General features: G+C 75.0%; 26 protein-coding genes. 18 read left to right on the forward strand and 8 right to left on the reverse strand.

The features are described 5' to 3' along the window. Positions 1-171: 171 nt before the first annotated feature. Complete coding sequence (locus WA616_RS15585; RefSeq protein WP_336031215.1) at positions 172-1,428, reverse strand: GGDEF domain-containing protein; 1,257 nt, start codon at positions 1,426-1,428, stop codon at positions 172-174. 129 nt (positions 1,429-1,557) lie between these two features. On the opposite strand from WA616_RS15585, the gene WA616_RS15590 reads away from it, so the two are divergent. The 5 genes from WA616_RS15590 to WA616_RS15610 all read left to right on the forward strand — a co-directional run bounded on the left by WA616_RS15590 (position 1,558) and on the right by WA616_RS15610 (position 5,893). Beyond that, the gene (locus WA616_RS15590) at positions 1,558-3,102 is read left to right on the forward strand and encodes a long-chain-fatty-acid--CoA ligase (RefSeq protein ID WP_336031216.1); all 1,545 of its coding nucleotides are present in this window, start codon (positions 1,558-1,560) and stop codon (positions 3,100-3,102) included. 86 nt (positions 3,103-3,188) lie between these two features. Then, positions 3,189-3,650 carry an ester cyclase gene (locus WA616_RS15595; protein WP_336031217.1) on the forward strand — a complete coding sequence of 154 codons (462 nt, stop codon included), beginning with the start codon at positions 3,189-3,191 and terminating at the stop codon, positions 3,648-3,650. An 87-nt stretch (positions 3,651-3,737) separates the two neighbouring features. Further along, positions 3,738-4,832 carry a hypothetical protein gene (locus tag WA616_RS15600; protein ID WP_336031219.1) on the forward strand — a complete coding sequence of 365 codons (1,095 nt, stop codon included), beginning with the start codon at positions 3,738-3,740 and terminating at the stop codon, positions 4,830-4,832. Between the two features lie 72 nt (positions 4,833-4,904). Continuing rightward, on the forward strand, positions 4,905-5,360 hold the full coding sequence (locus WA616_RS15605) for a hypothetical protein (protein ID WP_336031220.1): 456 nt from the start codon (positions 4,905-4,907) through the stop codon (positions 5,358-5,360). After that, positions 5,357-5,893, forward strand: coding sequence for an Rv0361 family membrane protein (locus WA616_RS15610; protein ID WP_336031222.1), 537 nt, complete (start codon positions 5,357-5,359; stop codon positions 5,891-5,893). Before WA616_RS15605 ends, WA616_RS15610 begins: the two co-directional genes overlap by 4 nt. On the opposite strand, the gene WA616_RS15615 is transcribed toward WA616_RS15610, so the two are convergent. Then, positions 5,894-6,640 (reverse strand): enoyl-CoA hydratase/isomerase family protein, encoded by a 747-nt coding sequence (locus WA616_RS15615; protein WP_336031224.1) that lies wholly within the window; start codon positions 6,638-6,640, stop codon positions 5,894-5,896. A gap of 124 nt (positions 6,641-6,764) precedes the next feature. On the opposite strand from WA616_RS15615, the gene WA616_RS15620 reads away from it, so the two are divergent. The 5 genes from WA616_RS15620 to WA616_RS15640 all read left to right on the forward strand — a co-directional run bounded on the left by WA616_RS15620 (position 6,765) and on the right by WA616_RS15640 (position 11,692). Continuing rightward, the gene (locus tag WA616_RS15620; RefSeq protein WP_336031226.1) at positions 6,765-7,805 is read left to right on the forward strand and encodes a hypothetical protein; all 1,041 of its coding nucleotides are present in this window, start codon (positions 6,765-6,767) and stop codon (positions 7,803-7,805) included. Positions 7,806-7,868: 63 nt separating this feature from the next. Beyond that, entirely contained in the window at positions 7,869-9,047 is a 1,179-nt protein-coding gene (locus tag WA616_RS15625; RefSeq protein ID WP_336031228.1) for an LLM class flavin-dependent oxidoreductase, read from the forward strand. Positions 9,048-9,173: 126 nt separating this feature from the next. After that, positions 9,174-9,725 carry a hypothetical protein gene (locus WA616_RS15630; RefSeq protein ID WP_336031229.1) on the forward strand — a complete coding sequence of 184 codons (552 nt, stop codon included), beginning with the start codon at positions 9,174-9,176 and terminating at the stop codon, positions 9,723-9,725. Positions 9,726-10,087: 362 nt separating this feature from the next. Continuing rightward, on the forward strand, positions 10,088-10,624 hold the full coding sequence (locus WA616_RS15635) for a hypothetical protein (protein WP_336031230.1): 537 nt from the start codon (positions 10,088-10,090) through the stop codon (positions 10,622-10,624). A gap of 51 nt (positions 10,625-10,675) precedes the next feature. Beyond that, a complete protein-coding gene (locus WA616_RS15640; protein WP_336031231.1) occupies positions 10,676-11,692 on the forward strand; it encodes a hypothetical protein in 1,017 nt (338 codons plus the stop codon). Here the strand turns inward: WA616_RS15640 and WA616_RS15645 are convergent. Beyond that, the gene (locus WA616_RS15645; protein ID WP_336031232.1) at positions 11,689-12,258 is read right to left on the reverse strand and encodes a TIGR03086 family metal-binding protein; all 570 of its coding nucleotides are present in this window, start codon (positions 12,256-12,258) and stop codon (positions 11,689-11,691) included. The genes WA616_RS15640 and WA616_RS15645 overlap by 4 nt on opposite strands. A gap of 66 nt (positions 12,259-12,324) precedes the next feature. Between WA616_RS15645 and WA616_RS15650 the strand changes: the two genes are divergently transcribed. The 6 genes from WA616_RS15650 to WA616_RS15675 all read left to right on the forward strand — a co-directional run bounded on the left by WA616_RS15650 (position 12,325) and on the right by WA616_RS15675 (position 17,325). After that, positions 12,325-13,104, forward strand: coding sequence for a DUF6308 family protein (locus WA616_RS15650; protein WP_336031233.1), 780 nt, complete (start codon positions 12,325-12,327; stop codon positions 13,102-13,104). A gap of 30 nt (positions 13,105-13,134) precedes the next feature. Further along, on the forward strand, positions 13,135-13,761 hold the full coding sequence (locus WA616_RS15655; protein ID WP_336031235.1) for a DUF6308 family protein: 627 nt from the start codon (positions 13,135-13,137) through the stop codon (positions 13,759-13,761). Positions 13,762-13,820: 59 nt separating this feature from the next. Further along, a complete protein-coding gene (locus tag WA616_RS15660) occupies positions 13,821-14,003 on the forward strand; it encodes a hypothetical protein (protein WP_336031237.1) in 183 nt (60 codons plus the stop codon). 124 nt (positions 14,004-14,127) lie between these two features. After that, positions 14,128-14,532, forward strand: coding sequence for a hypothetical protein (locus tag WA616_RS15665; protein WP_336031239.1), 405 nt, complete (start codon positions 14,128-14,130; stop codon positions 14,530-14,532). 79 nt (positions 14,533-14,611) lie between these two features. Next, on the forward strand, positions 14,612-15,244 hold the full coding sequence (locus WA616_RS15670) for a class F sortase (RefSeq protein WP_336031241.1): 633 nt from the start codon (positions 14,612-14,614) through the stop codon (positions 15,242-15,244). Positions 15,245-15,381: 137 nt separating this feature from the next. Continuing rightward, complete coding sequence (locus WA616_RS15675) at positions 15,382-17,325, forward strand: glycoside hydrolase family 15 protein (RefSeq protein ID WP_336031243.1); 1,944 nt, start codon at positions 15,382-15,384, stop codon at positions 17,323-17,325. Positions 17,326-17,332: 7 nt separating this feature from the next. Here the strand turns inward: WA616_RS15675 and WA616_RS15680 are convergent, their stop codons facing one another. Then, a complete protein-coding gene (locus tag WA616_RS15680) occupies positions 17,333-17,782 on the reverse strand; it encodes a hypothetical protein (RefSeq protein WP_336031245.1) in 450 nt (149 codons plus the stop codon). A gap of 104 nt (positions 17,783-17,886) precedes the next feature. Here WA616_RS15680 and WA616_RS15685 point away from each other — a divergent pair, with 104 nt between their 5' ends. Both WA616_RS15685 and WA616_RS15690 read left to right on the forward strand, forming a co-directional pair. After that, positions 17,887-18,309: a DUF1810 domain-containing protein gene (locus WA616_RS15685; RefSeq protein ID WP_336031246.1), complete on the forward strand. Its 423-nt coding sequence runs from the start codon at positions 17,887-17,889 to the stop codon at positions 18,307-18,309. A gap of 157 nt (positions 18,310-18,466) precedes the next feature. Next, positions 18,467-19,525, forward strand: a complete 1,059-nt coding sequence (locus WA616_RS15690; RefSeq protein ID WP_336031249.1) for a glutathione S-transferase family protein — start codon at positions 18,467-18,469, stop codon at positions 19,523-19,525. A 19-nt stretch (positions 19,526-19,544) separates the two neighbouring features. Here WA616_RS15690 and WA616_RS15695 read toward each other — a convergent pair whose 3' ends face one another. The 4 genes from WA616_RS15695 to WA616_RS15710 all read right to left on the reverse strand — a co-directional run bounded on the left by WA616_RS15695 (position 19,545) and on the right by WA616_RS15710 (position 22,586). Continuing rightward, positions 19,545-19,796, reverse strand: coding sequence for a hypothetical protein (locus WA616_RS15695; protein WP_139252947.1), 252 nt, complete (start codon positions 19,794-19,796; stop codon positions 19,545-19,547). Between the two features lie 57 nt (positions 19,797-19,853). Further along, a complete protein-coding gene (locus tag WA616_RS15700) occupies positions 19,854-20,105 on the reverse strand; it encodes a hypothetical protein (protein WP_336031251.1) in 252 nt (83 codons plus the stop codon). A gap of 51 nt (positions 20,106-20,156) precedes the next feature. After that, entirely contained in the window at positions 20,157-20,324 is a 168-nt protein-coding gene (locus WA616_RS15705; protein WP_336031254.1) for a hypothetical protein, read from the reverse strand. Between the two features lie 312 nt (positions 20,325-20,636). Then, positions 20,637-22,586 carry a hypothetical protein gene (locus WA616_RS15710; protein ID WP_336031255.1) on the reverse strand — a complete coding sequence of 650 codons (1,950 nt, stop codon included), beginning with the start codon at positions 22,584-22,586 and terminating at the stop codon, positions 20,637-20,639. Between the last annotated feature and the right edge of the window lie 76 nt (positions 22,587-22,662).

Raw genomic sequence — 22,662 nt, forward strand, 5'->3', positions numbered from 1 at the left:
GCTTGACGTTACGACCTGGACTGCGAGCCCTTAATCAAAGGTGAGCCTAGCCCTAATTATCTTGCCCTTGCGCGTCTGCGGAAGAGTCCGCATTGGCGGATCGCCGAATGATAACTAAGTTGGACGGAAGTCCGCGTTCAATTCGCCGCGAATATCGCAGTTTGCTAGTCCTTAGGCGGACGGTCCTGGACAAGGACTGCCAGGCTCCACCATATGCAGGACGCCGCGGCCGCGCTCCTTGGCGCCGTACATCGCCCGGTCCGCCAGCGCCAGGACCTCATCGAGCGTCGTCCCCGAGGCAGCCATCGCCAGCCCGATGGAGGCCGACACCCGCACGGTCCGCCGTCCCACCTCCACCTCGTCCACCAGCACGGCAGCCAGCCCATGCCCGATGGCCTCGGCCGCGGCGGCGGACACCCCCGGCAGCACCGCCACGAACTCGTCTCCGCCCAGCCGGCCGACCACCGCCCCCGGCAACTCCCGCTCCACGTGCCGGCGCAGCCGGTCGGCGAGCCGGACGAGCAGCTGGTCCCCCACCGCGTGCCCGCCGCGGTCGTTGACCTCCTTGAACCGGTCGACGTCCACGAACAGCACCGCTCCCCCGACCGCCAGCGCCGCGCGGCCGGTGTCGAGCAGGTGGCTGCGGTTGGCCAGCCCGGTCAGCGGGTCCTGCCGCGCCGAGCGCAGCAGCGCCTGCTTCCACCCGTCGGCCTTGGTCGCCACCGCGGTGAGCCGGTCGACCGTCTCGTGCAGCCGCCGCTCCTGGTCGGCATCCGCCTCGGGAGCCAACCCAGCCGTCGACGACGCCAGCGTGTCCAGCACCGCCTCCAGCGGCAGCCCCGCCGCCACCGCCTCCAGCGTCCGCCCCTGCGCCGCCAGCAGCCCCTTGTCCCAGCAGTGCGCGGCCACCTGCCGCCGCAGCGACAGCACGCTGCGCACCAGCCGGACCTGGTTCTCCAGCAGCGCCTGCTCCGCCTGCGAGAACGCCCGCGGCTCGTCGTCGAAGACACCGAGCGAGCCGAGGACGAAGCCGTCCTCGTCGACCAGCGGCACCCCGAGGTAGGACCGGATCGCGCCGGCCGCCACCGCTGGGTTGTCGCGGAACACCGGGTGGTCGAGCGCGTCGGCCACCTGCAACGGCTCCCGCAGCGCCACCACGTACGCGCAGAACGACAGCTCGTCGGGCACGTGCGAGTATGGCGCCCCGGCTCCCTTCTCGGCCGGGTAGCACTGCTCGTCCGGGCCGACCAGGTTGATCATCGCGATCGGCGCCTCCACCGTCCGCGCCATGTACGCGACGACGGCGTCGAGGTCGGGGACGCCCGCGTGCCCGCCCAGCCGGTAGCTGCCGATCGCGGCCAGCCGCGCGGGTTCGGCGACGGCGGCGCGCGGGGAGGGCAGGACGGGCGTCTCGACGGCGGCGCTCACGCGCGCGCACCCTAGTGGCGCCGCGTCACCCCGGGAACACGCCGCGCGCCGCCGCAGGGCCGTCCGCCTCTGGCCCCGCCCGCGCCGCCGGCCCCACGATGCGGAGCCTCCACCGGACAGGGAGGTCCCGTGTACGTCACCCAGGGTCTGCACCGCCACGTCCAGCAGCGGCCCGACGAGGTCGCCACCGTCTGCGCCGGCCGCGTCCGCACCCATGCCGAGTCCGTCGACCGGATCGCCCGGCTCGCGGCCGCCCTGCAGGAGCTCGGCGTCGGCGACGGCGACCGCGCGGCGATCCTGTCCCTGAACTCCGACCGCTATTCGGAGTTCCTCGCCGCGACGCTGTGGGCCGGCGGCGTCGTCGTCCCGGTGAACTTCCGCTGGAGCGTGCCGGAGATCGCCGAGTCGCTCGCTGAGGTGGGTGCCCGGGTGCTCGTCGTCGACGACGCCCTCGCCGGGTGCGTCGACGGCATCCGCGCCGCCTGCCCCGGCCTGGAGCACGTCGTCCACGCCGGCGACGGCCCCACCCCCGACGGGATGCTCGCGTTCGAGGAGCTGGTGGCGGCGCACGCGCCGGTCGAGGACGCCCGCCGCGGCGGCGACGCACTCGCCGGCGTCTTCTACACCGGCGGCACCACCGGCCGGTCCAAGGGCGTCATGCTCAGCCACGACAACCTGCTGACGTCGTCCATGGGCTACCTCGCCGGCGTCCCCACCCCGGGCGACCGCGTCTACCTGCACGCCGCGCCGATGTTCCACCTCGCCGACTTCTCCGCCTGGGTCGCCGGCTGCGTCGTCGGCGGCACGCAGGTGATGATCCCGGCGTTCGACCCGGTCGCCGTCCTGGCCGCCGTGCAGGAGCACCGCGTCACCGACGTCCTGCTGGTGCCCACGATGATCCAGCTGACCGTCGACTCCCCGCAGGTCGACGAGTTCGACCTGACCAGCCTGCGGCGCGTCCTCTACGGCGCCTCCCCCATGTCCGACGCGCTGCTCGGCCGCGCCATGAAGGGCTTCCCCAACGCCAGCTTCGTGCAGGCCTACGGGATGACCGAGCTCGCGCCGATCGCCACCCTGCTCACCCCCGAGGACCACGAGGACGCCGTCCACCGGCGCACCGTCGGGCGCGCGGCTCCGTGCTCCGAGGTGCGCGTCGTCGGGCCGGACGACGCCGAGCTGCCGCGAGGCGAGGTCGGCGAGATCGTCGTCCGCGGCGGCAATGTCATGCTCGGCTACTGGGACCAGCCCGAGGCCACCGCCGAGGCACTGCGCGGCGGCTGGATGCACACCGGCGACGCCGGGTGGATGGACGAGCAGGGCTACGTCTCCCTCACCGACCGCCTCAAGGACATGATCATCTCCGGCGGGGAGAACGTGTACTCGGTCGAGGTGGAGAGCGTCCTCGCCCAGCACCCGGCGGTGGCCACCTGCGCGGTCATCGGCGTCCCCGACGAGACCTGGGGCGAGCGCGTGCACGCCGTCGTCGTCCCGGCGTCCGGCGCCACGGTGACGCTCGAGGAGCTGCGGGACTTCTGCGCCGACCGGCTCGCGGGCTACAAGACGCCGCGGTCGATGGAGGTCGTCGAGGCGCTGCCGCTGTCCGCGGCCGGGAAGGTGCTCAAGCGCGAGTTGCGCGCGCCGTACTGGGCCGGGCAGGAGCGGGCCGTCCACTGACGCCCGGGGGACGGAGGTCCCTGGTCCGGGACGTCGGCCCGAGGAGCATCGGGACGTCGGGATCGCACGCGGAAGGAGTCGCTGCCATGACCCAGACCACGGGTTCGACGGTCTCGAAGGACCGGGCGCGGGAGGCGATGATCCGCTTCATGGCGGCCTGGGAGCAGGGGGACCTGTCCGCCGTCGACGAGGTGTTCGCCGAGGACCTCGTCTACCACGGGCCCCCGTTCCCGGACATGGACCGCGACGGGCTGCGGGACTTCGTCGCCGCCTTCCGCTCGGGCTTCTCCGGCATCCACGTGCAGGTGCACGAGCACGTCGTCGACGGGGCCACCTCCGTGCACCGCTGGACGGCCGAGGCCGACCTCTCCGGGACGACGCCGCTGCTCCCCGGCGTGGAGCCGACCGGGAACCACGCGTCCGCGGACGGCGCGCACGTCCTGCACTGGACCGGGGACAGGGTGTCCGAGGCCTGGCACATCGGTGACTGGCTCGGCTGGCTGACGAAGGCCGGCGTGCTCCCGCCCGCGCCGGGCATAGGCGGCTGAGCGGCCCCAGCTACCTCAGGCGGGTTGTCCACAGGTCCCCTCGGATCGGCCGGGTCGTGTCGGCGGACGTTCCTAGCGTCCGCCGGCATGACCACGACCGGACGACGTCCCTCCCTCCCGATCGACCCGCATGTCGCCGCCGCATGGCAGGCCATGATGGCGAGCGCCCTGCGCGCCGGCACGGACTCCCACACGCCCGGCCCGCTGCTCGCCACGGCGGCGATGCTGGTGGACATCGCCGCGGGGGCGACGGATCCCGCCGCGACCGCCACCCTGATCCGGCGGATCGCCGCCTGGGACCGGCCCGAATCCTCCGCCGGGGCCGTGGCGATGGCCGCACTCGCCGGCGACGAGAGCCTGCGACGGGAGATGCGCCGCGCTGCCGCCGACCGCGGGCACGCGCTCCCCCGGTGGCTGGCGGAGCTGCACCGTGCCCAACCCGTGAGCCGCGCCGTCCAGCTGACCGGGCCGTTCCGCGACGTCGACGAGCTCGTCGTCGGTCTCACCGTCCCCGGTGGTCACGCGCTCACCGCCGTCGTCCGGGTGGACAACGAGCTCGGCTTCCGGGCCGTCGGAGGGGTCGCCCACGAGGACCGTCTCGACGACGTCGTGGCGCGGATCGCCGCAGGCACCCCGGACCTGTCCGTGCGGGACGTCGCGCCCGCCGACGCGCGCGCCCGGCTCACCGAGGCACTACGCGGACCGGACCTCGACGTCCTGCTCGGCCGGGACACTCCCTGGCCCCGGCTACGGCCGCTGGTCGGCTGGCTGGTCGCGCTCCTGCCCCCCGGTGGCGACACGACCGTGCCGGGAGTGGTCGAGGACGTCGACCTCGACGACGTCCTCGCGGCCTTCCTCGCCAGTCCCTGGGGACGCCCGTGGACCAGCTGGCTCCTGGCACCGCTCCTCGAGGCGGTCCTGGGCGACGGCCTGGCCAACGGCCTCGGCGACCCGCTGCTGTGGGCGCCGCACCACGTCGCCCGGCTGCTGGATCCCGATGGCTCCGCGCTCCTCGACGTCGATGCCGCTCGTGCGCCGGAGCTGCTGCGAGACCTGGTGCGGTACGGCCACGCCGAGCGCGGGCTGCGACCGGGGCTCACCGAAAAGACCCTGGCCGCGATCGACCGGTGCTCCGGCCCGTTCCTCTCGGCCGTCCGCTCCTGGGAGGACGACGCCGGATGAGATGGGAGCCCGCAGCGCCGGGCCTGTGGACAACTCCGTGGGAGGGCCTCCCAGGCTGCCACGGTGACCGGCATGACGACCCCGATGCCCACCGACCCCGTGCGGTCCGCCCTCGAGCTCACCAACCGCTGGGCCGACCTCCTGGCCCCGCCCCTCTTCGCCTCCCGCAGCATCTGGCTCAGCTGGCTGACCCCGGACGGCCGGCAGACGCCGTTCCTCGTCCCTGTCGAGGACGTGCCCGCCCGGCCCCGCCACCGGCTGGTCGCCGAGTTGCTCGCCCTCCACGAGGACGTCGCCGCCCCGGCCGGCGGCAGCGAGGTCCTCCTGGCGATGGCGCTGTGCCGCCCCGGGCGTCCGGGTGTGACCGCCGACGACCGCGCGTGGGCCGACGCGTTCCGCGACGTCCTCGACGACGCCCTCGGCACCTGCTGGAGCCTCCACCTGGCCGCCGGCGGGCGGGTCGAGCCGCTCACTGACGTCCGCTACTTCCTCGACCGGTTCGCGTCCGCCGAGGACGGTGCGCGGTGACGGCGCAGCACGACGAGGCACCCGCCCGGGACGACGTCCCGAGATGGACGCCGGGCCCCCGCGACTGGGTGGTCGACGCCATCCCGTCACCGGCACCACCTGGTCGCCGCCGTCGCCGCCGTCGCCGCGGATTCCTCGCCGGTGCGGTCCTCCTCGCGGTCGTGGCGATCGTCGGCGGCGTGCTGACCTCCTCCGTGCTCGGCTCCCGGCCGGACTCCCCGTCCGAGGTGGTCGAGCAGTACCTCACCGCGGACCAGCGCCACGACTGGACCGCGTCGTGGGCGCTGCTCTGTTCCCTCGAGCAGGAGGCGGCCGGCTCGTTCGAGGCCTACGTCCGGGTCAAGGACGCGACGATGGCCACCACCGGTGTGGACGTCGCCGACATCACCGTGGTCGTCGGCGGCGCCCGCCCCTGGCCGGACACCCCGGCGTCCTACCTGGTCACCGTCTGGATGGAGCACGACGGCCAGATGCGCCGGGATGAGATGGCCGTCGTCGAGCAGGACGGCGCGTACCGGGTCTGCGGCGGCTAGTCAGCCCTGCGACGACCGGCGCATCGACCACATCTGCGCGGGGCGCTCGAACTGGGTGGCGACCTCCCAGCTCACCGCGCCGTTGACGACCTCCTTGCGGAAGTTGCCCACGGCCACGCGGGCGAGCTCCGGGTCGGCGGCCACACGGCGGGCCAGCTCGAGGGCGCGGTCCTCGACGGCGGCGTCGTCCACCGACTCCCACGCCAGCCCGAGCTCCACGGCCTTGGTGCCGTTGATCTCCTCGCCGAACAGCGCCATCGCCGCGGCGGCCTCCCTGCCGATCAGCCGCGACAGGATGACGAAGTGCCCGCCGCCGGGGTGCAGGCCGCGCTTGAGGAAGCCGGCCAGCAGCCGGGCGTCGTTGGCGACGATCCGCAGGTCGGCCGCGAGCAGCATGTTCATCCCGGCGCCGACGGCGGACCCGCGCACCGCCGCGATCGTGGGGACCTTCACCTGGCCGAGCCGGTAGAAGGAGTCGTAGATGCGGCCCATGCCCTCGTAGGCGTCGGGGGCGGCCGGGTCCTTGCCGGCGTTGGTCAGCGTGGCGACGTCGCCGCCCGCGCAGAACGACCTGCCCACCGCGCGGAGCACCAGCGCGCCGACCTCGGGCCGGGCGTCCACCTGGTCGAAGACGTCGATGAGCTCGGACGCCATCGCCGGCGTCAGGGCGTTGCGGCGGTCGGGCGCGTTGAGCGTCACCACCGCCACGCCGCCGTCGACCTCGAGCAGGACCTCGGCGTCAGCCACCAGTGCACCTCCGGATACGGGGCCTCGGCGCCGGTGCCGGGCCTGCCGGGGCATCAGACCACGGCGTCCGGTTGCCGCCCCGAGCGGCCCGGTTCCACACTCGGGCCCCGACCCCGGAGCCCGCATGCCGTCCCGATCCGCCGCCCTCGTCGCGCTGTTGGTCCTCACCGGGTGCACGGGCGTCGACGGCAACGCCACCCCGCCGCCGCGGAGCTTCTCCGACGTGGTGACCATCGATCTCGACGCCGTCTCCCCCGCCGGCGTCGATGTCCTCGACATGGCGGCCGGTCCGGACGGCGCGCTCGCCCTGCTCGCCGACACCGCCGACCCGGCCGTCACCTACCTCGCGCCGGTGGACGCCGACGGCGTCGGCGACGCGCGGCGGGTCGACGGCGGGCAGCACCTGCTCGTCGCGCCCGACGGCACCGCGCTCGTCGTCGGCCCGGGCACGCTCACGCGCGTCCCGCCCGGCGGCGAACCGTCCGTCGTGCCGCTCGACACCGAGGCCACCGCCGCCGCCCTCTCCCCCGACGGCCGCCGTCTCTACCTGGCCGACGCAGAGCGGATCGCCGCCGTCGACCCGGACAACGGGGAGACCGCCGGAACGGTCGACCTCGACGACGGCCTCACCCTGCGGCGCCTCGCCGCCTCCGACGACGGCGTCACCGCGCTGCTCAGCGACGCCCGCGCGCCCGACCTGGCCGACGTCGCAGCGCTGGCCACCTGGGACGACCGGCTCCGGGAGACCGCCCGCGTCGAGCTCGCGCCCGACCAGCCGGCCAGCGTCCCGTTCGGCCTGCGCCTCGCCGGGGACGGCACCGCCGTCGCCACGCTCAGCGCCGCAGGCGACGATCCGTTCCGCGTGGTGGTGGTCGAGGACGGCGAGGTCACCGCGTCGCACGCCATCCCCGGCACCGACCGCACCCCGCCCGACCTCGCCGTCTCTCCCGATGGCGGGGTGGCCTACCTGGCCGTGGCCGGCTTCGAGGTGACCTCCGGCGTCATCACGCTCGACCTGGGCAGCGGCGAGCAGCTCGGCGACGTCCGGCTGTGCGACGGACAGGGCACCTTCGGCCGGGTCGCGCTGGGCAAGGAGGCACTGGTCGTCGTCGGCTCGTGCATCAGCAGCGACGCGCCGTCGTCGACCGCGTTCGTCCTCCGCTGACCCTGGTCAGCTGACTGTGACCTGCACCACGATGGGCGGCACCCCGAACCGAGGAGGACCCCCATGGACCGGCTGCGCTTCGGCACCTTCCTGGCCCCGTTCCACCCCGCCGGCGAGAACCCCACGCTCGCCCTGCAGCGCGACCTCGAGCTCGTCGAGCACCTCGACCGGCTCGGCTACGACGAGGCCTGGATCGGCGAGCACCACTCGGCCGGCACGGAGATCATCGCCTCGCCGGAGATCTTCATCGCCGCCGCGGCCGAGCGCACGCGGCACATCAAGCTGGGCACCGGCGTCACCTCGATCGCGTACCACAACCCGCTGTGGGTGGCCGAGCGCATGGTGCTGCTCGACCACCTCACCCGCGGCCGCACGATGCTCGGCTGCGGCCCGGGCTCGCTGCCCACCGACTCGATGATGCTGGGGCTCACCCCCACCGACACCCGCGAGCTGCTCGAGGTCGACCTCGACATCATCATGCGGCTGCTGCGCGGCGAGACGGTCACCGAGCAGACCAAGACGCACAACCTGGTCAACGCCCGCCTGCACCTGCGCCCGTACACGCAGCCGTGCTTCGAGGTCGCCGTCGCCGCGGTCGCCTCCCCCACCGGGCCGCGGATGGCCGGGCGGCACGGCATCGGACTGCTGTCGATCGGCGCCACCCTCAGCAAGGACGGGTTCGACGCCCTCGCCCACCACTGGAACGTCGTCGAGGAGCGAGCGGCGCACTTCGGGCAGACGGTGTCGCGGCGCGACTGGCGGCTGGTCGGGCTCATGCACATCGCCGAGACGCGCGAGCAGGCCTACGCCGACGTGCAGTTCGGCATCGAGACGTGGTTCCGGTACTTCCAGAAGACGGCGGCGTTCCCGCAGATGGCGGTCGAGGGCGGCGACGCCAAGGAGATGATCGACTTCATCAACGAGGCGGGCATCGGCGCGATCGGCACCGTCGAGGACGCCCGCGCGCAGGTGCAGCGGCTGTGGGACCAGTCCGGCGGCTTCGGCGCGATGCTCCTGCTCGGCCACGAGTGGGCCAACCCGCAGGCGACGAAGCGCTCCTGGGAGCTCATCGCCCAGCACGTCATGCCGCACTTCCAGGGCGGGGAGGTCACCCACGCGCAGGCGACGCTCAACGCCAAGGAGTACGCCGGCGGCAAGCGCGAGGACTACGCCGCCGCACAGATGGCGGCCGTCGCGACGATGACCGAGCGGTACGAGAAGGAGAAGGCCGGACAGGCCTGACGACGACGCGAGGCCCTGGGGCAGCCGTTCGGGTGGGTTGTCCCCAGGGCTACCGCGCGGAGGGCGTCCGGCTGGTTATCGTCCGCGATCGTGCGGAATCCCGGACGACGGACGCGCCTCGCCGCGGTGGCGCTGACCCTCGCGACGGCGCTGCTCTCGGCCTGCTCCACTGAGGCCGAGGCGCCGAGCGAGAGCCTGCCGACGACGTCGGCGCCCGCGACCACCACCGAGGCGCTGCCGGTGGTCGGCCCGCCCGACTTCCCCGTTCCGCCCGAGGCCCGCACCCAGGACGCCGCGGGAGCCGAAGCGTTCCTCCGCTACTGGATCGACCTGCTCAACCGGCAGCGCGCCATCCCGGCCGGGCAGCCGCTCCGCGACCTTGGGCCGGACTGCGACGAGTGCCGCCGCATCGCGGACAACAACGATGCGACGGCGGCCGCACGGGAGACGTACGTCGGCGGCAACGTCACGCTGAACGACGTTCCGCCGGCCGTGCTCACCGGCGACCGCGCGGAGGTCATCTTCGGCGCACGGATCGACGCCGTTTCCATCGTCGATGCGAACGGCGTGGTGGTGGATCCCGGGATCCCCGAACAACCGAATATCGGCTCCGGGATCAGGCTGATTTGGTCCGAGTCACTGCGCAGTTGGCTCGTGACGGAGTTCAACCTCGGATGACCGTCCGAGTTGGTCGAGCGCTCGCTTGCGCCCTGCTGCTCTTGACCTTCGTCGGGGCGGGCGCGTCCGTCGCCACCGCTGAGTGCCGCTTCGAGGGTTGTCTGGACACAGGCCTCGAAGACGGTGCTGCGACGGTGGACTACTCGGGGTCTCGTGTGGCGGAACTAGTCGCGGGCGGATCGGCTGGCGTCGTCGACTACGTGTGGAGACTCGTGGCGCCGTGCGTCGTCTCCGACGAGCAGGACGGCTCCTGCAATGCCCAGGACTTCCAGGCATGCCCGGCCGAGCCCGGACAGGCGGTGCGCTACCTCTCCGTCCAACAGCGTCCCGTCGTCCGTCCGGACGGGACTGCCGTGGTCCCGGTGCCTGCCGGTCTGGCGCCCGGGACGCTGCTCGGCTCGTGGGTCACGCTGCGGACCGAGTGCATCGACATCACCGCGCTGAACCCGCCGCCGTCGCCGGAGGAGGTGTTCCAGTACTTCCAGCGCCTGCCGCTCCCCCAGCTCGCCACCTCGCAGGCCCCGCCGGGCCGAGGCCTGTCCGGCCTCCCCGTCGTCTTCTGGACCGACGCCCCGTCCACGCAGACCTTCACCGTCGACATCCGCGGGTTCGCCGTCGTCATCGTCGCCGAGGCCGAGCGCTACGACTGGCACACCGGCGACCCCGCCCGCCCGACGCTCACCACCACCGTCCCCGGCCGCGCCTACCCCGGCCAGGCCACCGAGCACCTCTACCGCTCCGGCACCTACACCGCGTCGCTCACCGTCACCTGGGGCGCCACGTTCACCGTCGACGGCAGCGCGCCGGCCGACGTCCCCGGCTCCACCACGACCGACGGCCCGCCGGTCACCTTCTCCGTGGTCGAGGCCGCCGCCGTCCTCACCAACCCCTACGACTGACCGCGCCGCGACTCCTTGTCGCACCGGAACGGCCCGGCCAGACTCCGGCGGGTGCGCCGCTTCCCCGCGCTCCTGGTGGCCGCCGTCCTGCTCACCGGCTGCGGCGGCCCGGTCGCCGCGGACGCCGCCGGCAGCCAGGGCCCGGACCCGATCCCGCTGGGGGACGTCGCCGGAGCCGACGCCGGCGTCCTCGGCGTCGCCGCGCTCCCCGGCGGCCGGTCGGTCGTCCTGCTCGCCCCGCCCGGCGGCCCGCTCACCCTCGCCGACGTCGCCGCCGACGGCACGGCCACCGCCGTCCCCGTGCCCGGCCTCGACGCCGAGCGCCCCGGTCTCACCCGGATCGCGGCCACAGGCGACGGCGTTGTGGTTGTCGGCACCGCCGCGGGGCGCGTCGCGCTGGTCGCCGTCGGCCCGCAGGGCGCCGGCGAGGTCCAGCCGGTCGGCACGATCGGCGCCGCCGACGTCGCGGCCGTCCACGTCGCCGGCGGCCCGGACTCGCTGCACCTCGCGCTCGGCGGCATCACCGGCACCGCGCGGGTGGTGTCGGTCGACCCCGCGACCGGCGCCGTCCGCGGTACCGCCACGCTGCCCGGCACCCCGCGCGACCTGGAGCCGACCGGCGACGGCGGCGCGGTCGTCGCCACCGACGACGGGCCGGCGGCCGCCGTCACCACGGTCGACGCCGCGGCGGCCGTCGTGGCCACGGCGCCGCTCGGCACCGGGTCCGCGGGACCGCTGACCGTCGCAGGCGGCGAGGTCTACGCGACCGCCGGCAGCCGCGGCGAGCTGCGCATCACCCGCGGCGCCGAGGTGCTCACCACCGTCGACGGCGACCTGCCCGCCGCGATCGCCGTCGACGGCAGCACGGCCACCCTCGTCGACACCGTGTCCGACGCCGAGGTGCCGCGGGTGCTCGAGCGCACCGTCGACCTGGCCTCCGGCGAGGTGACCGGCGAGGTCGAGCTGTGCGACAGCGGGGCGGTCGCCGAGGCGGACCTCGACGGCGAGGGCGGCGGCGCGGTCGTCGCCGACTGCCGCGGCGAACCGACCCTCTGGCGCCTCGGCTAGACCGGCGGCTTCCAGCCCGGGTCGCGTCCGGTGGCGCCGAGCAGCCGGTCGAGCGCGGGGGCGCCGGCGGGCACCGGCACGACCGGCCCGTACAGGCTCGGCGGTCGGTCGTCGCCGAACGACTCGGCGAACTCGCGGCACGCGTCGGCGAGCGCAGGGTCGACGGCGTAGGGCTGCCCGGTGGCGACGGCGAGGTCCCAGCCGTGCACGACCACCTCGTCCAGCGCGACGACGGCGGTCACGTCACCCGGCATCTCCACCCCGCCGGCCGCCGTCGTCCCCTCCCACGCGGCCGGGTCCCGCCAGGCGGCGGCCAGCGCGTCGAGCTCGGCGGGGATACGGGTGCGCCAGTCGGCGGGCAGGTGCGCCGGGTCGGCCGACGCGGCGCCCTCCACCGGCGTCTTCGCCGCGGCCATCCGGAACGCGTACGCCAGCCCAGCGAGGTGGGCGAGCAGGCCCGCGACGGAGGTGCCGGCGCAGGGCGTGGGGGCGTCGAGCTGCTCGTCGCGGATGCCGGCGACGACCCCCGCCGTCGTCGCCGCGGCCGGTCCCAGGTCGAAGGTCATGGACGGCAGACCGGACGGCGCGCCGGGACTCATCGCCGTCGCGGGAACGGAGTAAGAAGGACAGCCGTGACCGCGGGACGAGGGAGCGACGCCGTCCTGGTGCTGCCCAGCGCCGGGCCCGACCCGATCCCGCTGCCGACCGCGCTGGCCGCCGTCCTCGGGTACGCGCGCGGCCGCCGGCCGCTGTTCTTCCGCTCCCCCAGCCAGCCGCAGGGTCGCTGGGTGGAGGTGCTCGCCTACGCGCTCGACCGTTTCGACGGCCAGGCGCCCGAGACCGCCGACCAGCCCACCGACCGCGACGTCCTCGTCGCCGAGGGCCTGCACGGCCGCCTCGACCCGGCCGCCTGGCGGGAGGTGCGCGGCACCCTCGACGACGTCTGGCCGCTGGTGCGCACGATGCTCGACCGCGCCGCCGGCCGCCCGATGTGGGAGCTGCCCGACGACGAGTTCTCCGTGCTCGGCGAGCCCGGCACCGTCGGCGCGGCGCTGCGCACGCTCACCGGCTCGCCGGGCGCCCGGCACGTCGTCGCCGCGCTGCACTCGCGGTACCCGGAGCTCGTGCCGCTGGTCGACGGCGTCACGCGGCGCCAGCTCTACGGCCACGTGAGCGAGGGCGACAGCGGACCGGAGGCCGTCGTGCACCGCGAGCTCACCGCCAACGCCGCCGCGTTCGCCTCCCTTGAGACGGCGACGGCGGCGCTCATCGGCCGCCCGCTCACCCGGCTGCGCCTGCACGACGTGCTGCTGTGGCTTTCCGGGTCGCTGCGGATGACGCACGCGGTCGCCGTCGGCCGGGCGCTGGCCGACGACTCCGAGCAGGGCCTGGACGCGCTGCTGCCCGCCTGAACCGTCGGACCCCCGCGGCACCGTGCCGCCATGCCCGTCGATCTGCTCCCCCTCGTCGACGACCCGCGCGCGGTCGAGGACCTCCGCCGGCACGACTCGCCCTTCTACCCCGGCCGGCGCTTCGAGTGGCTCGGCGCCCGCGACCCGGGGCGCGTCACCGCCGACGACCTGGTCGCCGTCGGGCTGGTCGGGGTGACGCTGCCGGCCGACGTTGCGCTCGACCTGCTGGAGGGCGACCTCGGCCTCGACGTCGCCGACTGCCTCGCCCTGGTCCCGGACGACGTCGTGCCGAGCGACCCGCTCGCGGCCGTGCTGCTCGAGCCGGGCTCGCCGCTGAGCCTCGCGGGGGACCTGCTGGAGGAGCGCGCGGGCCTGAGGGCTGCCGGCACGCTGCTCGCGCGCAAGCGGCCGCTGCTCGTGCCGGTGCCCGACCCGGTGGTGTCGTGCGCGCTCGACGTCCCCGGCGACGGGTGGGACTGGGTGCTGGGCGCGTTCGGGGAGGACGGTGCGCTCGCGGCACGGGTGGCGGCGGTCCGGCGGGCGGCCGGGCTGGTGACGACGGGCGACCTGCGGGCGCTGCAGACGATCGTGTGGATGCGCCATCACCGCGAGCACCTGTTCACGCGCTGCGCCGGGCTGCGGCTGCCCGCGGCGTGAGGGTGCCGGTCGGCGTCCGGGCTGCCGATGGACAGGAGGACCCCTCCGGAAGGACGCCCGTGCACCCCCCGCTCGACCGCATGTCCCGCTCGATCTCCACCGGCCACCTGCTGGCCGACTGCGAGCGGTGGTGCCGCGACGTCCTCCCGCCGCGCGAGGCCTGGGTCAAGCGGACGGCGCCCACGCGGAGCAACGTCACCTCGCTGCGGGACGCCGCGCAGCGCCTCAGTAGCGCGGCCTGAGTCCGGGGCGGTGCCCTGACAACCGCGCGGCGGCGTTTCGTCAGGACGTGCCTGCTGCGGTTCCAAGACGAGACAGGCGCGTCTACATAACCTCCTTGTGACCCGCACCTCACGAGGAGTGAACATGCGCATCCGCAGCACCGTCGCTGCCGCCGTCTTGGCGGCTGGCTTCTCCGTCGTCCTGTCCGGCACCGCGTCGGCGGCCGACCTGGACTGTGGCGACTTCCCCAACCAGGCTGCCGCCCAGGCCGACCTTGTGGCCAACCCGAGCGACCCGAACAACCTGGACGCGAACGACAACGGCGTGGCCTGCGAGGAGTACGACTACGCCGCGGCTCCCGCCGCCGTCACCCCGGCGCCGGCCGGAAGCGGTCAGGTCACCACCCGTCCCGTCGGCGCTGTCGCCGCCGGAGACGGCAGCTCCTCCGACGAGAGCAGCGCCCTCCCGTTCGTCCTCGGTGGGGCGGCGTTCGTGGCCGCCGGTGGTGCGGCCGTCGCCGCGCGTCGCACCGCCCGCACCCGCGCCTGATCCGGGAGTGCCCTCCCGCGCGACGGCCGCTCCCGCCGAGGCCTCGGAGGCCTGGGCGGGAGCGGCCGCTGCGCTCCTGGTGGTCGGCCTCCTGACCACGGGCCTGTCCACGCAGCAGTCGGACGGCGGGACGCACCGCGTCTCGGCCGCTCCGGTCACCGTGACGGAGGCCGCCTCCGCGTCCCCGGACGGACGCCGGCTCGACCTCGACCTCCCCGCCCGCCCCGACGACGCGTCAGGGCGGACACTGCTGCTCCCGCCCTCGGACCCCGTCCGCGTCGAGATCCCCGCGCTCGACATGACGTCGTCGCTCATGGACCTCGGACTCGAGCGGGACGGCTCGATGGAGGTCCCGCCCGGCGCCTATCCCGCCGGATGGTTCGAGCAGTCGCCGACGCCGGGCGAGCTCGGGCCTGCGGTGCTCGCCGCGCACGTCGACTGGGGCGGAGAACCCGGTGCCTTCTCCGGCATCGACGAGCTGCTGCCCGGAGACGCGGTCGTCGTCGACCGCGCCGACGGGACCACCGCCGTCTTCACGGTGGACCGGGTCGAGGAGCACGCCAAGGACGAGTTCCCGACCGAAGACGTCTACGGCGACCTCGACCACGCGGGACTGCGTCTCATCACCTGCGGCGGTGCCTTCGACGAGGCCTCGGGCGACTACCTCGACAACGTCGTCGTCTTCGCTCATCTGACCGACTGGTACAGCTGACTGCTCCTTGAGCATCGGATGCTTGCCGCCGACACGCGCGGACACGCCGGAGCGAGCGGCACACATCCGATGATCGACACGTAGGCCACGGCGAGCACCCGGGGTTCACCCCGGCGCACGACGGGCAGCCACAGCCCGTGACCGGCACCGCGCGCTCCGCCTCCCGCCCGATGCCCGGCGTCACCGGCGTCGACGAGTCCGCCGGCGTGGACCCCGACCGCACCGAGGTGCCCCGCCCCGGCGCCGTCCGCGTGGACAGCCTGCGCTGGGGCGACGGCCGCGAGGCGCCCGTGACCGAGCGCGACGACCTCGGCTACGCCGACCTGCGCACCTACGCCTCCATCGGCGACGGCCGCACCCTCGCACTGGTCGCCCGCGACGGCCGCATCGACTGGCTGCCGCTGCCCGAGCTCGACGGCGCCCCGGTGTTCGGCGCGCTGCTCGACACCGACAACGGCGGCTGCCTGGAGCTGTGCCCCGACGGCGACTTCACGGTCACCCGCGCCTACGTCGGCGACTCGAACGTCCTGGCGACCACGTTCACCACCCCCACCGGCCGGGTCCGGGTCACCGACGCGCTCAACACCGGCATCGCCGGCCGGCTGCCGTGGGTGGAGCTCGCCCGCCGGGTCGAGGGGCTCGAGGGGTCGGTGACGATGCGCGGCACCGTCCGCCCGGGCACCTGCCTGAACACCGTCAGCCCGTGGGTGCACGACACCACGCACGGTCCGGTGCTGCGGGTGGCCGGCCTGACCCTCGCCGTCCGCACGTTGGCCGCCGACGACGTCACCGCCGCCGACCGCCGCATCGACGTCACCTTCACCACGCACGAGGGCTCGCGGCACCTGCTCGCCGTCGTCGGCACGGAGGACGAGCCGCTGTTCCTCCCGCCGCCGGAGGCCATCGACGCCGGCATCGACCGCACCGTCGACCGCTGGGAGCGGTGGGTGGACGCCTTCGAGTGGAAGGGCCCGTGGGCCGACGCCGTCCGGCGCAGCACGCTCACCCTCAAGCAGCTCATCCACGCCTCGACCGGCGCGATCGTCGCCGCGCCGACGACGTCGCTGCCCGAGGGCCCGGCCGGCGGGCGCACCTGGGACTACCGCTACGCCTGGGTGCGCGACTCCGCCTACGCCCTCGTCGCACTCATCCGGTTCGGCCTGCGCGAGGAGACCCACGGCGCGATGAGCTGGCTGCTGTCGGTGATGCGCCGGCACGGGCCGGAGCCGCGGGTCTGCTACACCGTCGACGGCGGCCGCAGCGACGGCGTCACCGTGGCCGACGTCCCCGGCTGGCGCGGCATCGGCCCGGTGCGGGTGGGCAACGCCGCGGCCGACCAGCTGCAGCTCGGCGTCTTCGGCGACGTCTTCGGCATCGTGTCGCTGTACGTGGAGAACGGGCACGTGCTCGACGCCGAGACCGGCCGGATGCTCGCCGGCATCGCCGATCTCGCCTGCGACCGCTGGCAGGTGCGCGACTCGGGCATGTGGGAGCTGCCGGAGCTGCGCCACTACACGACGTCGAAGCTCGGCTGCTGGCAGGCACTGACCAAGGCCGTGGAGCTCGCCGAGCGCGGGCAGATCCCCGGCGACCCGGCGCGGTGGGCGCACGAGGCCGAGCGGATCGCTGCGTGGGTGGACGAGAACGCCTGGGACGAGGAGCGCGGCGCCTACGTCTGGTACCCGGGCTCGGACGCCCTCGACGCCTCGATCGTGCTGCACGCCATCAGCGGCTTCGACCGCGGCGAACGGATGAGCTCGACGCTCGACGTGCTCCGCCGCGAGCTGGGCGCCGGCCCGCACCTGTACCGCTTCACCGGCGCGGCCGACGTCGAGGGCGTCTTCCTGCCCTGCTCGTTCTGGACCGTCTCGGCGCTCGCGCTGTGCGGCCGGCGCGAGGAGGCGTGCGCGCTCATGGACGAGCTGATGACGACGGCGAACGACGTGGGCCTGCTGCCCGAGGTGCTCGACCCGGCCACCGGCGACTGGCTGGGCAACCTCCCGCAGGCGCTCACCCACCTGGCGCTGGTCAACGCCGCGATCACGGTCGGCACCGACGACGACCCGGCGGAGACCCGCTAGGACCGGCTCAGACCCCGGCCAGCACCGCCCGGACCTCGGCGTCCCAGATGCGCACCCGCTCGGCGAGGTCGGCGGCCGCGGCGTCGAGCGGAACGGGCAGGCCGCGCACCGCGACCTCGGGCAGCCGCAGCGAGGGCAGCTCGGCCAGCCCGACGGGACCGGCCGGCCGCTCGGTGGCCAGCGCGGCGCGGATGCGCGCCATGTCGACCGCCCGCGACCAGGCGGGCACCGGGTCGCGCAGCGGGTCCACGTCGAAGACGGCGGCACGCTGCAGGTGAGCCCGGCGGCGGGCGCGCAGCTGCCACGGCCGCGCCGGCGCCATCGCGGAGGCGGGCACCGCGGCCGCGACCGCGTCCACCCACGCCCGGCGCCAGGTCTCGTCGGCGCGGTCCAGGGCCGCGGCGGCGAGGGCGGCGGCCTCCGACCACGCCGTCCACACCGGGTCGTCGTGCTGCATCCGGTGGCCCTCCCGTCCGTCGCGTGTGCCGGGACCATGGTGAGCGCGGCCGTCCGCCCGCGCCCGTCGGGCCCCCGCCCGCGGGGTGGGCGATGCTGCCGGTCGTGACCGACGACCCGTACCGGCTGTCCCGCTTCGTCGACGCCCAGACCGACACCTACGCCCAGGCGCTCACCGAGCTGCGCGCCGGGCGCAAGACCAGCCACTGGATGTGGTTCGTGTTCCCGCAGGTCGAGGGGCTGGGCCGCAGCGCGACCGCACAGCACTACGCGATCAGCGGGCTCGGCGAGGCGCGCGCCTACCTGGCGCACCCCGTGCTCGGCGAGCGCCTGCTCGAGGCGGCGCAGGCGCTCACCGACCTGCCCGGCCGCGACGCCGCCGCCGTCCTCGGTCCCGTCGACGCGCAGAAGCTGCGCTCGTCGATGACGCTGTTCGCCCGCGCCGACCCGGCGCAGCCGGTGTTCCGCGCCGTGCTGGACCAGTACTTCGGCGGCGAGGAGGATGCGGCGACGACGTCGCGGCTGTAGTCCCGGCCCAGTCGTGCTGTGCCCCGCCCCCGTGGGCAGAGCACGACTCCGCTCCGGACACCTGTGCTTCCGCTGGCGCAACCGGACGTTGCGGGTGAGTTGCGGATCGCGACCGTCCGGCGGGCGGTCGCGCCCCGGGTCGGCGACCCTTGATCACGTGAGCGACAACAGCGGATCCGGGTACGTCACCAGCGGCCAGGAGTACAGCCGCGACACGAACTACATCACCGACCGGATCACCGCCGACGGGTCGAGCCCCTGGCCCGTGGAGGCCGACCGGTACCGGCTGGTCATCGCGCGGGCGTGCCCCTGGGCCAACCGCGCGGCGATCGTGCGCCGGCTGCTCGGGCTGGAGCAGGCCTTCTCGATGGGCATCTGCGGACCCACGCACGACGAGCGCAGCTGGACCTTCGACCTCGACCCCGGCGGCCGCGACCCGGTGCTGGGCTACGAGCGGCTGCAGGAGGCCTTCTTCGCCCGCGACCCGGAGTACCCGCGCGGCATCACGGTGCCGGCGATGGTGGACCTGCCGACGAAGGCCGTCGTCACCAACGACTTCATGCAGATGACGCTCGACTTCTCCACCGAGTGGACGGCGCACCACCGCGACGGCGCCCCCGACCTCTACCCCGAACACCTCCGGGACGAGATGGACGCCGTCATGAAGCGCGTGTACACGGAGGTCAACAACGGCGTGTACCGGTGCGGGTTCGCCGGCTCGCAGGACGCCTACGACGCGGCCTACGAGAGGCTGTGGACGGCGCTGGACTGGCTCGAGGAGCGGCTGACGACGCAGCGCTACCTCATGGGCGACACGATCACCGAGGCCGACGTCCGGCTGTTCACCACGCTGGCCCGCTTCGACGCCGTCTACCACGGCCACTTCAAGGCCAACCGGCAGAAGCTCTCCGAGATGCCGGCGCTGTGGGGCTACGCGCGCGACCTGTTCCAGACGCCGGGGTTCGGGGACACCACCGACTTCCCGCAGATCAAGGAGCACTACTACGTGGTGCACGCCGACATCAACCCGACGCAGGTCATCCCGATGGGGCCCGACACCCGCAACTGGCTGACCCCGCACGGGCGCGAGGAGCTCGGCGGCTCACCGTTCGGGGACGGGACGCCGCCCGGTCCGGTGGCGCCCGGCGAGGAGGTGCCGGAGTCGCACGGCCCGGGCGGGATCGGCCACCGCCCCGACGAGGAGCGGCAGTCCTGAGCCCGGTCGGCGGGGGCGGTCAGCAGCCGCCTCCGCCGTCCCCTCCCCCGCCACCACCGCCGGCGTCGAAGCCACCGCCGCCGCCGTCGGCGGCGGTGTAACCGGCGGCGCCGCCCGCCAGGTAGCGGCCGGAGTGGCCGCGGCCGACGCCGTAGCCGCCGGCGGCGTCCCAGGAGCCGCCCCGCCGTTCCGCGCGGACGCGGTTGCGCTGCTGCGCCAGTGCCAGGAGGAGGACCACCGCCACCGCGGCGATCACCACGACTGCCGTCATGGCGGAACGGTCCCGCATCCGGCTCGTGCCCGCCAGGGACCTCCGGCTCGGCGGCGCTCAGTCGCCGCCGCCACCGCCTCCGCCGCCGTCCCCGCCGCCACCGCCGTCGCCGCCGCCCCAGCCGCTGTCGGAATGCGAGTGCGAGCCGCCGTCGTAGCCGTCACCGCCGTACCAGGAGCCGCCGTCGCCACCACCGCTGCTGCAGCGGTGGCGTGGCCGGTGGTGGGGCGTGCGCAGGCGGTTCATCAGCGCATTCGCACCGAGGCAGAAGAGCACCGTCACGCCGATCACGACCAGGACGACCGTCATGGGCGGCACTGTGCCCGATGGATCCGCGGCCCGGGGGGATCTCCCGCGCGATCAGGCGGCGGCCGGGGCCTCCGGCCCGGGCTGCTCGTCGCGGGGCCGGTCGAGCGCGGCGTGCGCGAGGGTCCCGAGGTCGAGCCACTCGAGCAGGAACCGGGAGCCGTGGACCTTGACGACCGTCGCGTCCTCCCGTCGCGGGTCCAGCGTCGGACGAGTCGTCATGACGTCATGACAGCACATCTCCGTGTCGAACGGGTGGCCTGTCGACGTCGCCGACGTGTCCGCCGAGAGGTCGACGGAGGCGGCGGTGCACCCACCGCCTCCGTCGGCCTGAGGATCGGGCGGGGAGGTCAGGGGTGCCCCGACGGCGCGGCCGTGCGTGGAACCCCCAGCCCCGATACCTCCCCGCCCGGTGGCCCCGGCCCAGCCGGAGGCCAGGACGGGGTCACACCCGGGAGGCAGCGCCCAGCGCGGCGATGTGGTGCGGGCAGGACCCGGACCCGGCCGGCGGCTGGTGCGCGCCTGGCGAGGAGGTCAGTCGGGCGAGAAGGAGGGGTCGCGCAGGTAGGCCGACGCGACCGCCGGGGCCGGCGCGGGCACGAGGAGCTCGAAGGCGCCCGGTGCCGGGAGCCCCGCCGAGAGGACGGCGGCCACGGCCGCGGGCCCACCGGACGAGGACTGCGAGGAGCCCGACGGCGCGCTGGGCGCGACGGGCGGCATGGTGCCGGTGTCACCGGCGGGCGAGGTCGGCAGCGGGAGCGGCGCCGGTGCCGGGGTGCGGTGGTGCCCCGCCGGGTGCGGTGCCGCCGGCGCGGTGAGGTCCGCGGTGAGCGGGGCGACAGCCTCGGCGATCGAGCGGACGGCCATCGTCCGGACGTCGGCCGGGACGGAGGTCGGGACGGGCGGAGCGGCTGCCGGAGCGGCCACCGTCGACGTCGAGAGGACGACGGTGGCGGCCGGGGTCGGTGCGGCGGCCGCGGTGGCCGTGGGGGCCGTGGTGACGACGGGCTGGCCCGCGGACGTCCCGGCCGTGGTGACCGGCGCGGCGACCGGAGCGGCTACCGGCTGCAACACCGGAGCAGCGATCGGGGCCTCGACCTCGACGACCGGCTGCACGACAGGGGCGGCGACGGGAGCCACGACGTCGATCACCGGCGCGACGGCGGGGGCGAGCGCGGGCGGCACGACCGTCTCGACGACGGGGGTGAGCGCGGGCTGCGCGACCGTCCCGACGACCGGGGCCAGCACCTCGACGACCGGCGGGACGACGGCGTCGACCACTGGCGGCACGACGGCGTCCACCACCGGGGGCACGACGGCGTCCACCGGGGGCAGGACCTCGACGATGGGCACGAGGACCTCGGTCACCGGCGGCACCACGGCGTCCACCACCCGCACGACGACCTCGACCACGGGCGGCACCACGGCGTCGACCACCGGGGTCACGACCTCGAGCACGGGCGGCACAACGGCGTCCACCACCGGCGTGACGACCTCGACCACCGGCGGCACGACGGTGTCGACGACGGGGTCCACGACGCGGGCCACGGGCGGCACGACACCGCGGAGCACCGGCTTCACCACGGCGTCGACCACGGGCGTGACGCCCCGGGCAACCGGCGCCCCGACCGGCTTCAGGACTGGCGGAACGACTCCGGTCACCGGCTGCACCACCGGCGGCACCACGGTCTCCACCACCGGGGCCACGACCTCGACCACCGGCACGACGACCTCGTCCACGACCGGCGGGACCACGACCTCGACCACCGGCACGACGACCTCGTCCACGACCGGCGGGACCACCTCGGCGACCGGCGCGATCACCGGCGGCACGACCACCTCGACCACCGGCTCCACGACGGCCTCGACGACCGGAGCCACCACGTCGGTCACGGACGCAGGCGTTCCCGCGGGAACGCCCCGGACCGGCTCGACGACGGCCCCGACCACCTCGGTCACCGGCTCGACGGCGGGCGGCACGACCTCCTCGACGACCGGGGCCACCACCTCGGTCGCCGGCTCGGTCACCGCGTCCACCACCGGCGCGACCGCCTCCGCCATCGGCTGCGACGTTCCCGCGGGAACGCCGGCGACGGTCTCGGTGACCTCGTCGACGACCGGCTGCAGCGTCTCCGCGGGAACGTCGGCGACGGCCTCGACGACCGGAGCGACGGCCTCCGTCACCGGCTCGGTCACGGCGTCGACGACCGGGGCCACCACCTCGGCCACCGGCTCGGGCGTTCCCGCGGGAACGCCGGCGACCGGTGCGACGACGGCCTCGACCGGCTCGACCACCGGCTCGGCGGCCGGCTGCGCGACCTCCTCGACCACCGGAGCGACGACCTCCGCGGCCGGCTCGGTCGCGACCTCGGCCACTCCCCCGAGCACACCGCCGACCGGCGCGAGCGGGTCCTCGGCCCGCGCCCGGGAGTCGGAGACGGCGAGCAGGACCGCGTACAGGCACGCGACGAGACCGACGAGCACCAGAGCTCGCCTGAGCCACGCATGGGCGGTCTGCGCCGCCGGTGCCGAGCCGGTCCTCGCCACGACCGGAGACTAG

The organism is Geodermatophilus sp. FMUSA9-8 (assembly GCF_037034165.1).
GTDB classification, from domain to species: Bacteria; Actinomycetota; Actinomycetes; order Mycobacteriales; family Geodermatophilaceae; genus Geodermatophilus; species Geodermatophilus nigrescens.

Bases quoted from the DNA above. Each gene is read 5' to 3' on its own strand.
- WA616_RS15595 (WP_336031217.1), top strand. From the start codon at position 3,189: ATGACCCAGACCACGGGTTCGACGGTCTCGAAGGACCGGGCGCGGGAG.
- WA616_RS15600 (WP_336031219.1), top strand. From the start codon at position 3,738: ATGACCACGACCGGACGACGTCCCTCCCTCCCGATCGACCCGCATGTC.
- WA616_RS15605 (WP_336031220.1), top strand. From the start codon at position 4,905: ATGACGACCCCGATGCCCACCGACCCCGTGCGGTCCGCCCTCGAGCTC.
- WA616_RS15620 (WP_336031226.1), top strand. From the start codon at position 6,765: ATGCCGTCCCGATCCGCCGCCCTCGTCGCGCTGTTGGTCCTCACCGGG.
- WA616_RS15625 (WP_336031228.1), top strand. From the start codon at position 7,869: ATGGACCGGCTGCGCTTCGGCACCTTCCTGGCCCCGTTCCACCCCGCC.
- WA616_RS15645 (WP_336031232.1), bottom strand. From the start codon at position 12,258: ATGACCTTCGACCTGGGACCGGCCGCGGCGACGACGGCGGGGGTCGTC.
- WA616_RS15655 (WP_336031235.1), top strand. From the start codon at position 13,135: ATGCCCGTCGATCTGCTCCCCCTCGTCGACGACCCGCGCGCGGTCGAG.
- WA616_RS15665 (WP_336031239.1), top strand. From the start codon at position 14,128: ATGCGCATCCGCAGCACCGTCGCTGCCGCCGTCTTGGCGGCTGGCTTC.
- WA616_RS15680 (WP_336031245.1), bottom strand. From the start codon at position 17,782: ATGCAGCACGACGACCCGGTGTGGACGGCGTGGTCGGAGGCCGCCGCC.
- WA616_RS15695 (WP_139252947.1), bottom strand. From the start codon at position 19,796: ATGACGGCAGTCGTGGTGATCGCCGCGGTGGCGGTGGTCCTCCTCCTG.
- WA616_RS15700 (WP_336031251.1), bottom strand. From the start codon at position 20,105: ATGACGGTCGTCCTGGTCGTGATCGGCGTGACGGTGCTCTTCTGCCTC.
- WA616_RS15705 (WP_336031254.1), bottom strand. From the start codon at position 20,324: ATGACGACTCGTCCGACGCTGGACCCGCGACGGGAGGACGCGACGGTC.